The 10,122-nt window shown below is 34.0% G+C and carries 11 protein-coding genes; 3 read left to right on the top strand and 8 right to left on the bottom strand.

Features of this window, described 5'->3' with window-relative positions:
• The first annotated feature begins 211 nt into the window (after positions 1-211).
• Positions 212-1,237 (top strand): hypothetical protein, encoded by a 1,026-nt coding sequence (locus tag D8M03_RS16445; RefSeq protein WP_121215885.1) that lies wholly within the window; start codon positions 212-214, stop codon positions 1,235-1,237.
• 17 nt (positions 1,238-1,254) lie between these two features.
• Here D8M03_RS16445 and D8M03_RS16440 read toward each other — a convergent pair whose 3' ends face one another.
• From D8M03_RS16440 to D8M03_RS16425, 4 genes are all read right to left on the bottom strand, one after another.
• A complete protein-coding gene (locus D8M03_RS16440; RefSeq protein ID WP_121215884.1) occupies positions 1,255-2,328 on the bottom strand; it encodes an alpha/beta fold hydrolase in 1,074 nt (357 codons plus the stop codon).
• 201 nt (positions 2,329-2,529) lie between these two features.
• Positions 2,530-3,279 (bottom strand): hypothetical protein, encoded by a 750-nt coding sequence (locus D8M03_RS16435; protein ID WP_147404836.1) that lies wholly within the window; start codon positions 3,277-3,279, stop codon positions 2,530-2,532.
• Positions 3,280-3,540: 261 nt separating this feature from the next.
• A complete protein-coding gene (locus D8M03_RS16430) occupies positions 3,541-4,041 on the bottom strand; it encodes a GNAT family N-acetyltransferase (RefSeq protein ID WP_170148482.1) in 501 nt (166 codons plus the stop codon).
• 126 nt (positions 4,042-4,167) lie between these two features.
• On the bottom strand, positions 4,168-5,169 hold the full coding sequence (locus D8M03_RS16425; RefSeq protein ID WP_121215881.1) for a GNAT family N-acetyltransferase: 1,002 nt from the start codon (positions 5,167-5,169) through the stop codon (positions 4,168-4,170).
• Between the two features lie 193 nt (positions 5,170-5,362).
• On the opposite strand from D8M03_RS16425, the gene D8M03_RS16420 reads away from it, so the two are divergent.
• Both D8M03_RS16420 and D8M03_RS16415 read left to right on the top strand, forming a co-directional pair.
• Complete coding sequence (locus D8M03_RS16420) at positions 5,363-6,280, top strand: immunoglobulin-like domain-containing protein (RefSeq protein ID WP_121215880.1); 918 nt, start codon at positions 5,363-5,365, stop codon at positions 6,278-6,280.
• 9 nt (positions 6,281-6,289) lie between these two features.
• Positions 6,290-7,267, top strand: a complete 978-nt coding sequence (locus tag D8M03_RS16415; RefSeq protein WP_281272173.1) for an S-layer homology domain-containing protein — start codon at positions 6,290-6,292, stop codon at positions 7,265-7,267.
• Between the two features lie 47 nt (positions 7,268-7,314).
• On the opposite strand, the gene D8M03_RS16410 is transcribed toward D8M03_RS16415, so the two are convergent.
• The 4 genes from D8M03_RS16410 to D8M03_RS16395 all read right to left on the bottom strand — a co-directional run bounded on the left by D8M03_RS16410 (position 7,315) and on the right by D8M03_RS16395 (position 9,980).
• A complete protein-coding gene (locus D8M03_RS16410) occupies positions 7,315-8,244 on the bottom strand; it encodes a PGN_0703 family putative restriction endonuclease (protein ID WP_121215878.1) in 930 nt (309 codons plus the stop codon).
• Positions 8,245-8,336: 92 nt separating this feature from the next.
• Complete coding sequence (locus D8M03_RS16405; protein WP_121215877.1) at positions 8,337-8,981, bottom strand: DedA family protein; 645 nt, start codon at positions 8,979-8,981, stop codon at positions 8,337-8,339.
• A gap of 120 nt (positions 8,982-9,101) precedes the next feature.
• Complete coding sequence (locus tag D8M03_RS16400) at positions 9,102-9,563, bottom strand: SAM-dependent methyltransferase (protein ID WP_121215876.1); 462 nt, start codon at positions 9,561-9,563, stop codon at positions 9,102-9,104.
• Positions 9,564-9,581: 18 nt separating this feature from the next.
• Positions 9,582-9,980, bottom strand: a complete 399-nt coding sequence (locus D8M03_RS16395; RefSeq protein WP_121215875.1) for a GyrI-like domain-containing protein — start codon at positions 9,978-9,980, stop codon at positions 9,582-9,584.
• Positions 9,981-10,122: the final 142 nt, after the last annotated feature.

Genomic DNA, 10,122 nt, shown 5'->3' with positions numbered 1-10,122 from the left:
GTTTTTTTTACGGACTCTCATACGTCCCTGGAGCTGTTCGACTTTCCTTCACTTCTACTATAAAAAAATAGTAGCACAAACCATGGCCTTGGTTTGTACTACTAATGTTAGTATGTTTTTTGTTATTATTCCAATAATTGGTTCCTTTTCCCCCAATCAAAACATAAAATAAGATGTTTCTGCTTTTTAAATTTATTATGGATGGTGAATAATGAAACGTTTTTTTATTAGCGGAGCCATTTCCTTTTTTCTTTTGACAGGTTGTACCGTTGAAAATAGTAAAAAAGTAGATCTGGTACCCCCTTCCCCATCAATCGAAATTGTCCAAAACAAATCGACTACTCAAACTGAACAAGATAAAGTGCGAACAAATACGGAAGAAGCAATGGAATTTATACAAAAAGCATTCGAAAAAGCTTCCAATCTTGAGACTGTTTCCTTTTCGTCTTTCGTTTATAAAACAGCTTATTTAAATAATTTACTTGAACCAGAATTGAGTTCCTTTTATGAATACAATGATACGTATGAAGGCATGATGCAACGCTCTCCTAAATACGTGACTCTGACGACAACCATCAATCAAACATCCGGATCCCTTGTAAATGGTGAAATTGGTGAGTATGATGATAGCACAAGTATCTACTCAACAAGTACGGAATATTTTGATCCTGAATTAGGATGGTATTCTGTATCCGGTGATTATAGTTACGGTGGTGTTCCTGTGATGGAAGAAGAGCCTTATATTAGTCGTAATGATTTAGATAAGAGTTTTAAAACATTAGAACACATTGATGCTTTTTTGGAGTTATTTATATCTTACCCTGAGCAACTTTCCCTATATAAAGAGACAGTTGGGGATATTGGAGGGGGATTTGAGCTCGACAACTGGATAGTCGAACTACAGTTAACGCAAGAGCAATATCGTGAGCATTTAAATATGCTCGATATGAACCTTTTTACGGGTAGCTATTTTGAGAGTGAATCAAACGAACTTTATTTCGTTGAAACAGAAGATCTTCGAGACTTGTATTTAGCGCTAACTTTTGATACAGCATACAATCTCGTCCAGTTGACGGTTTTCCATACTTATAATGGCTTAGAGGATTATGTAGAGCCAGAAATGCGGAGAAATGATTATTTTATTAATCGTTATTTCGTCTATTTCTCTGATTACAATGTACCGTATGCGCAGAAAATTCCTGAAGAAGTTATTTTGAATGCGGATTATCAGAGATAAAAAGAGGCGACTGAATATTAGACGCCTCTTTTTTCAACCTCTTGTAAGAAATCGACCATGATCTCCGTGAATTCTTCTGGTTTATCGTAATGAATATCATGTCCTGGTGTGTCTACATCAATTTTTTGCCCATTTTCTAATAACTGTACAACACGCTCCGCATCTTCATCAGATAATGCCGCCATTAATAAATCCCCATCATAGCTTGTATTGGCTTTGATAAATACCGTAGGACTTTCAATTTTTGATAACACTTCTGCTTGGTTATAGTCTTCAAACCAAGAATTATCATAAAAGGTTTCGCCAAATTTGCGGTCATATGGATATGTGGCAGATTCAAAAATTCGATTAATTTGTGGAGGCAAATACTTGATGTGAACAGGTTCAGTTGGATGTTTTTCATGATAGGCTACTGCTTCTTTTGAAAACCTGTTCCAAAGAAAATCGCCAAACATATTTCGCCAATAACTTCTTTCAAGACTATACTTGAAGTAATCCTTCTCTTTATTTTGATTTTTAAAGTCTTCATATAATTGGAAGCCATAAACCCATACATAGGTGTTTTCTCTTCTACCAGGTTCAGTTGAAAAGAAAGGTGAATCTTCAATTACTGTCCCAAGCACATGATCTGGTGAGTGTGCGGCCATCCATGCAGCAATCATCCCCCCTGACGAATGACCAGAAACAACCACTTTTTCACCGATAACCTTATCAATAAATTCAATAAAATCTACTGCCATGGCTTTCGCTGTATATTTCTCAGGATTCCAATCCGATTCGCCATGACCGTGGCAATCAACGGCGAATACATGGTAATGCTTCGATAATTCTGGTAAGACTTTAGCATAATCTTCCCATGTCATCCCTTGGCCATGGATTAGAAGTAAGGGTGTTTTCTCATTGTCTGGACCTTCCCCATAATTTATGATTGTCCCATCTTTTAGTTCAACTTGTTTTTCAACAAAACCAGCACGAGCCATCTCTTTAAGGGGTTTCTCGATATACGTAATATTGTTATAGAAATACCCGCCAACGAGGAATGCGAGTAATGCGAATAATCCAAGAAAAATCATTTTCATTCTTTTCTTCAAAATCTAAATTCCTTCCTTTATTTCTTAGCAATAACAACTTTCATACTTTTCAAATCCTATTATATTTATTAAAACATGATTCCCCTTTTATTCCACCAACTAAACCATACATTTGTTGTTAGGTTTTGCTTACATTTTAATTGTAAATTGATTTAGGTTCATAAAAAAACTACTATGCCAAATTTGCATAGTAGTACATTTCTATTTAATTGAGCGAATTAGTGAATTTTCAATTTTACTTAATCTATCCTCAAATTGTTGCCTTTTATCAATAGGAAGTTCTTTAACAAAATATGAAATATGTACGAGTTCAGTTTTTGGAGTAACGTATCTACGCCACTCTAATTGTGATGTCTTTCTTAAATAAATTATGGTTAGTTTATCAATATGCTTTTCATATTTATCTATTGTTTGAGAATGAAAAACAGTATGTTCACTAATTTTTGCATCTCCCCAATGCTTCTCTGAAAACACAAAATCAGGCTTGCAGTTTCTTTTACCTGAATCATATTGTATATAGTTAATATTTAACTCTGTTAATAATTCTCCTACTAATTGCTCAAACTCTATTCCTAATTTGGATAATTTTAAAACAAGATATTTTGAAGGTTCGTAATCTAAATATTTTTTTAGCTTAGACCTTCTTTTCATGTATTTAGTTACGGATTTTTCATAATGAATAATAAAATCAAATAAATGTGTATGACATCTTAGTATATCTTCATCGGAAATTTTCCCCTTATCCAAAATCAATGCATCAATTAATTCATCACATACTTGGAAATTTAAGCCTACATTTTCAAATATCTTTTGTATTATATAATGACGCCCATTCAGTTCCAACCATTTATCCCCAAAATGACTTGAATTATGTTCTCCTATTACCACAGAAGATAATTGGACAACTTGCAATAGATTTAATTGATTAACATCACTTAAACTAAGATTCAAATTATTTATATTAATATCCTTATAAGGATTTTTACCATTAGACTTTGCTATTTTTGAAACCTTCCTTCCTAATTAAAATAATAATTCCCTATGTTTCATCTGTGTGATTTTATCATAATTTTATATATGTATTTTGTGGAAAAAGCAGGAATCACCTTTAGATTCCTGCTCTATATTCCATTTAAAAATTTATATTTATCTTGCACATAAGTTCTTTTTCTAGCATTAATCTCTTTATAAAATAAACATATCAACACTTTTTTATAATTCGTATTTATACGCTTTGACAATCACGCCATCATTCATCGGCTCAAGGTCTTTTTCAGGTACACGAACAAAACCCATGTTTTCATATAAAGAAGCAGCTTTTGTCATGAATGTTGCGGTATGAAGACCAATTTCCGTATTGCCTTCTTCTTTTGCTACCTTTAACGAATGTTCCATTAATGCTCGAGCAATTCCCTTTTTTCGAGCTGAAGGTTCAACTGCAAGCATCCGAATTTCCGGATACGATTGAACACTATCACTCCAATCATAGGCTTTCACTTCGCCTGGAAACAACACAACCGTGCCGACAATTTCGTTCTCATCTTCTGCAACGTAAATTTTTGAGTTGCTATTAATATCATTTTCAGAAAGTAATGTATTTTTTAAAACACTCCAATGCTCTTTTGAAACAAAAACTTCATAATCACTGTAACTGTTTAATCGGATCTTTCTTACAATATCAATTTCTTCTATATTCATTTCTCTTATATTCAACGATAACATCCCCTAAAAGTTTTTATCCCCCTATTATACATGATTTTACTCTATTGTATTTTCCTTAAGAAAACACGAAAAAAGAGTGAAGAAGCTTCAACTTCGCCACCCTACTATTCTTGTAAATTAATTTGTTTCTTTCAACTGTTTCACAACCCGATAATGCCCCTGCCCAGGAACAAACCCAAATGATCTATTAATATGCTGCATTGGTTCGTTAGTTTCCTCTGAATCTGTCGTTATAGTATTAGCCCCTTCTGCTAGTGCGGCTTTAATTGCTAATAGTTTTAATGCCTTTGCAATGCCTTTGTGACGATATTTAGCTTTTACACCTGTATAGTTTGTATAAAGTACTCCTTCTACATCGGTTTTTAATAGCTGTGTAAATCCTGCAAACTCATCTCCGTCCACAGCAATATAAATCCAATCATATCGATATATATTTTCCGGTAAAAACTCCTTCTTCCACTCAACGAAAGGTTCGACACTTCCGTATTGTCCCGGGTTATCTTTTGAAGTTTCAACAAACAAGTCATAAAGCTTTTTCACGGCTTCGTCATTATGTAATTCCGCTAACGTCGTAAACTTAATTTCATCATCTATAACTTGTTCATATTTTGCAGCATCAAATTGAGCGAGATTTAATTCCAATTCAAATACATGGGCATCAAGTTTTAAGCCTCTTTTTTCCACAAATGTAAGTGACCCATCAATCCAATCCATTACCATTGATGTCATGACTGACGCTTGTTGTTTCTTTGCCCACTCTTCTATATAAGCTAGAATCATTTCGCCAATACCTTGGGAACGGAAATCTGGATGCACGCAAAATGTACTCCCTACCGTACCAGGGTCTGTCCAAGGTGCACGAAAACATGCTCCGTACCCAACAATTTGCCCATCAGCTGTTTCTACTACAACTCTTGTTCTTCCGTAACCAACTAATAATCCGTTATCATCCAGCTTTAGATTTGATTGCACTGGAATATGGGAGTCCTCTTCCTTCAATGCTTCCACAGTTGTTGAGCCAGGTTCAATTAGGTTAAATAGTTCAGCCAGTCGACAATAATCTTCAGGTACTTTTATATCTCTTAAATTAGCTTTTTCACTAGAATGATTAATAGACACAATATTCCCCCAATTTATCAGATAGTTTTATCTTACAATAATTTACTTAAGATGCAATTCATAGCACGAATCAAATTAGTAATTTTAGCTAATTTATCTTAGTAATTACAAAACACCCTTTCATTTTTATGATATTTTTATAATTTTATTGATATAATTATCTCTTGAAATATAAATTGAAAGGAATCTTTTTATGAAAAAATTAATGAAAGTTTCGGCTGCAATGATGATTTTCCTTCTTCCAATGAGTATGGGCAATGTGCAAGCAGCTGTAGCAGACAATACAAGCCCAGTTTTTCTCTCAATTGAAAGCGATAAAACGATTTTAGCACCTGGTGAAAAAATCACATTTTCTGTTGGAATCGAGGATGAATCTGAAATTGATTATGCAAATGTAAATGTAAAGCCAATCCATCGTTCAATTTCAGGATCAGGTGTCAGATTAAACTATGATCCTGCAACGAAAAAATACGTTGGTTCTTATACAGTACCTACGACTGCTTTTAACGAACAATGGTATGTTTCTTCTGTATCTGCTCAAGATGTACATGGTAATTACATGTATATAAGCGATAATGGTTACTATTTTGACGACTGGAAATCTCCTATCTCGTTCACAATCTTTGATGGCAACGATACAGTCGGTCCAACTTTTGTGAAAAATGGTTCATTAACATTAAACGTAACTGGCCCTTTTAATTTTACACAAAATCTAGAAATCTATGATGATGTTGATACTGAAGTTGAAAAATCAGTGAAAGTTACACACAATATCCCTGAAAAAACAATGGGTACATTCACTGTGAATTATGAAGCAACTGATTTTAGTGGCAACCGTTCTACCTTTAGCCAAGACGTAACTATAAAAGATACAGAATCACCGAAGTTGAACAATGTACAAAATCGTACAATATTTGCAGGTGATCCTTTTAATGCTTATGAAGGAATTCAAGCAACGGACAACTTCGATGGTGAAGTAACGAAAGACATTAGATATACAGGTTATGTAGATACAAAAAAAGCCGGCGACTATTCGATAACGTATCGAGTGTCCGACAAAGCAGGCAATACAGTAAATCAAAGTGCTACAATTACAGTTGTGGCAAAGTAGAACGTAACCATTACAGGTACTGATAATAAACTGTTACTACTAAATAGCACATTTGATCCGTTAGCAGGTGTAAAAGTAACAGACAACAAGTCAAATCAAGATTTAACAGATTATCTTACCGTTGAAAGCTCTGTTAAAACAGATGTTTCAGGTCGTTATTCGGTGAAGTATACCTTTGAAAAAGAAGGTTATGAGCCAGTTACAGCATATCGTCAAATTACGGTTGCCCCATATTCTAGCCCTCGTATCGAAGGCTTGAAGGATATGACGTTATTTGAAGGTGAAGCTTTGACATTGCCTCCAAACGTCAAAGCCTATAATGTAATGGGATTGGAAATCGATGGCGTTCAAATGAATACTGACCGTCCAGTTAAAGAAGCTGGGGATTATACTGTAACTTACTCTGTGACAGATCACTATGGCTATTCCTACGAGGAAACAAAAAAATTAACGGTTCTTCCAAAAGTTGCTTCATTTATTGATGTACCGGTAACGCACCCGTATTTTAAAGAAATTCAGACGATGAAAGAAAAGAAAATCATTAATGGTTTCCCTGGTAACATATTTAACCCAACAGCTGCGATTTCACGTCAGCATGTCGCATCACTGATTTATCGTAGTGGCGTTTCATTAATACCAATTCGTGAAAAAGTAGAGTTTGCCGATGTACCGGAATCACATCCATACTACACAGAAATTATGGCACTGTATCAGGCAGGTATTATCGATGGGGCAAATGGGATGTTCAATCCAAAAAACTCATTAACAAGAGCACAATTAGCGAAAATTTTAGTAAATGCTTATAAACTAGAGCTTCAACCTGAGAATTTAAAACCGTTTTCAGATACTGAAAACCACTGGGCAAAAGATTTTATCAATATCTTATCGTCAAATGGTATTACAACGGGCTCAAATGGACGTTTTAATCCAAACGATCAAGTAAGCCGTATGCATTACGCTACATTTATGTATCGTACGATTGAATAACGATAGAAAACCCGCGCATTATTATCGATGCGCGGTTTTTTTATGTATTACCAATACCTAGTACTTAAATAATCAAGCAAATTATCATAGTTCCTACTTGAAAGAGGTGCAAGGAACTTTTGCGGAGAGATAATAACATACTTACTCTGATCATTGAGACAGCTTCTCCATGTTTCTTCCATACCCATTTTGCTACAAGTATATTTTTTATTTAAAAGCTGTCTATTTTCAGACGGAATTACATGGATGTGAATATAATCATCAGCTTTAATCGTTTCAATAGCTTTGTGCCCAATCATCTGTTCAGTCCAAAGCGTTTGTCTCATTAATTGATAAAAGGGCTCAAAATAATAAACATCATGGAACTCAGTTTTTAATTGGGATGATTGATTTATTAATTCTGTATATCGTGCTTTACGAGTTGTTCCACTATCACCTAAAGACTTATTTTCATTACCGTATGATTCTACATACTTCCATTCAATCGGGATGAGTAGTTTTCGACCATCTTTATGTACGCCATAAATTAATGCATCTATGGATGTGCAATTACTTCCCCTTCTTAATTTGCCTTCATTTAAATGATCATTATCACTCACCGCTTCAAATTGAATGTATGCAGGACTATATTTATCTGAAAAAATTTCTAAAACATCTGTAATATCTGGACAAATATTTCTTATAAGTGATAAAACTGTTTCTTTATCTTCTCGTATAGGGAATAAATGATTAAGACAGGCAATTTGAGATGAAAGGGTGTGGTTCGTTAACTTGCCATTCCACCAACTAATTTGATTGTTTTCAAAATAGTTAAGAGCTGCCTTTCTTGATGGAGGAAATAAATTATTCTGACTATCTTGTAAAATAAAGGGATGGGAATTTCCCACATATATCCCATTCCCTAAATCTCCATTAAAAATATTACTATTTTTTATTAGCGATTCAACTCGAAGATATTGTTCTTGTTTGTAATTCACTGTATTCACCTCTTTATTTTACAAATTATACCATATAGGTGATTTCTAACATATAAAAACACCCTCTATTCAATAGAAGGTGCTAGATAATCTTATGCAGCTTTCACTCTAGACTTCACTAATCCAATCACTGCCGGAATTAGAGAAAGCACAATAATGGCTAAAATAACTGTTGAGAAGTGTTCACTAATAAATGGAATATTCCCGAAGAAGTATCCGCAAAAGACTCCAATTAATACCCATAGTAAACCGCCAACAATGTTATATGTAAGGAACTGTGCGTAACGCATTTTACTTGCCCCTGCAATAAACGGAATAAATGTCCGAATGAATGGCATGAACCTTGCGAAGATTATTGTTTTGCCGCCATGACGGTCAAAGAATTCTTGCGCTTTTTGCATACGGTCTTTGTTGATCATTTTTCCTAAAAAGCTATTTTCAGGAATAGACTTACCAATTTTATAGCCAATATGATAATTGACTGTATCCCCTACAACGGCTGCGACAAAGAAAATAATGAGGCAAAGCCATAAATTTAATCCGCCCATTGCCGCTAACGCACCACTAGCAAACAATAAAGAATCCCCTGGCAGGAATGGCATAATAACTAAACCAGTTTCCACAAATACGATTAAAAAGACGATTGCATAAACCCATTCATGATATTGAGCCACAATGTCTCTTAAATGAACATCAATATGCATAATAAAATCAAATAACCATGTTATATAATCCACAATACTCCACTCACATTTCTATTTTTCTCTCATCCATCATACTGTAATATCTAATTGTTGTCTTGTATAGAATCAAAAATAACCAAATGAGGGGTAGTATTAAGTTTTTTTTAATCTAAGTTACTCCCAATAATTTTCCATTAAAATGGTAGACCAATTTGGTTGCTTAACTTTTTCTTTTGGTAAAAATTCATTCATTACAGGTTTGATATCAATGATTGGCGTACCATCAATTGCATCTAATCCTTCTACAAGGAGTTGTCTGTTTTTTACTTCAATTAGTTTTACAATGGTCACACCAAGTTTATTTGGTCTATTTTTTCCACGCTGAGCGAATATCCCAACCAGTGGGAAATCAGGATTGTTTCTAGGATGTCTTGCTTCATATTGAATTTTATTATCTTCTACTTTATTGAAATAAAAAATAATTTCTAAATGTGAAAACTCTTCTATCCCTTTTAGTGAAGATTCATCGATATTTTCAGCTAATTCAATTGTGGAAATAATAGATCCCCAATGATCATCCAAAATCTCTTTTCTATTATTCTTTACGAAAGCAACAGGTTCAATAAAGTATGTCATAATTTCCTCCTAGAATAGTTACTTAATTGCTATATAAATTTCAATCTCCCCATTAGGTGAATATTTTTCAAAATCATACGTGTATGCCCTATCTAATAAACCCGCTTCTTCTTTTTCCCATATCTTGCTCCAGGTATTAATGACACCCATTTCATCACTAGTATCCACTTTAAAAATTTCGTATTTCTCGTTATTTGGTATTTCAATAAAAGATTCGCCATAACTTTCTTCAATGCCAACACTTAAAGAATAATCCCCTTTATAGTTATTCTCATAGTCGTAATAAACCCCAAAGATGCTATTTTGATGGTGTTCTAGTTTACGATAGGCATCTTCCCACATCGTTTTGATTTTCACCATTATTTCTTCATCATTAAAATTATTCGTTCTAATGCTGTTGAGCAAAAATAGTTTCATTAATTACTCCCCCATGACCCAAACGTATTGTCAAAACTTATATATATAAATCGCTAATAATCGTTGGTTTTATAGTCTTTTACGCAAAAAAACTTGCCACCCCCTGGATTTTGGTGTTAGTTGAGGTTACCACACACAAAAC

The sequence above is a fragment of the Ureibacillus endophyticus genome, assembly GCF_003628435.1.
Classification (GTDB): domain Bacteria; phylum Bacillota; class Bacilli; order Bacillales_A; family Planococcaceae; genus Ureibacillus; species Ureibacillus endophyticus.
This window is presented reverse-complemented; position numbering and strand designations above follow the sequence as displayed.

Excerpts from the sequence above, each read along its gene's own strand:
- D8M03_RS16445 (WP_121215885.1), top strand. The coding sequence starts at position 212 with ATGAAACGTTTTTTTATTAGCGGAGCCATTTCCTTTTTTCTTTTGACA.
- D8M03_RS16420 (WP_121215880.1), top strand. The coding sequence starts at position 5,363 with ATGAAAAAATTAATGAAAGTTTCGGCTGCAATGATGATTTTCCTTCTT.
- D8M03_RS16400 (WP_121215876.1), bottom strand. The coding sequence starts at position 9,563 with ATGACATACTTTATTGAACCTGTTGCTTTCGTAAAGAATAATAGAAAA.
- D8M03_RS16395 (WP_121215875.1), bottom strand. The coding sequence starts at position 9,980 with ATGAAACTATTTTTGCTCAACAGCATTAGAACGAATAATTTTAATGAT.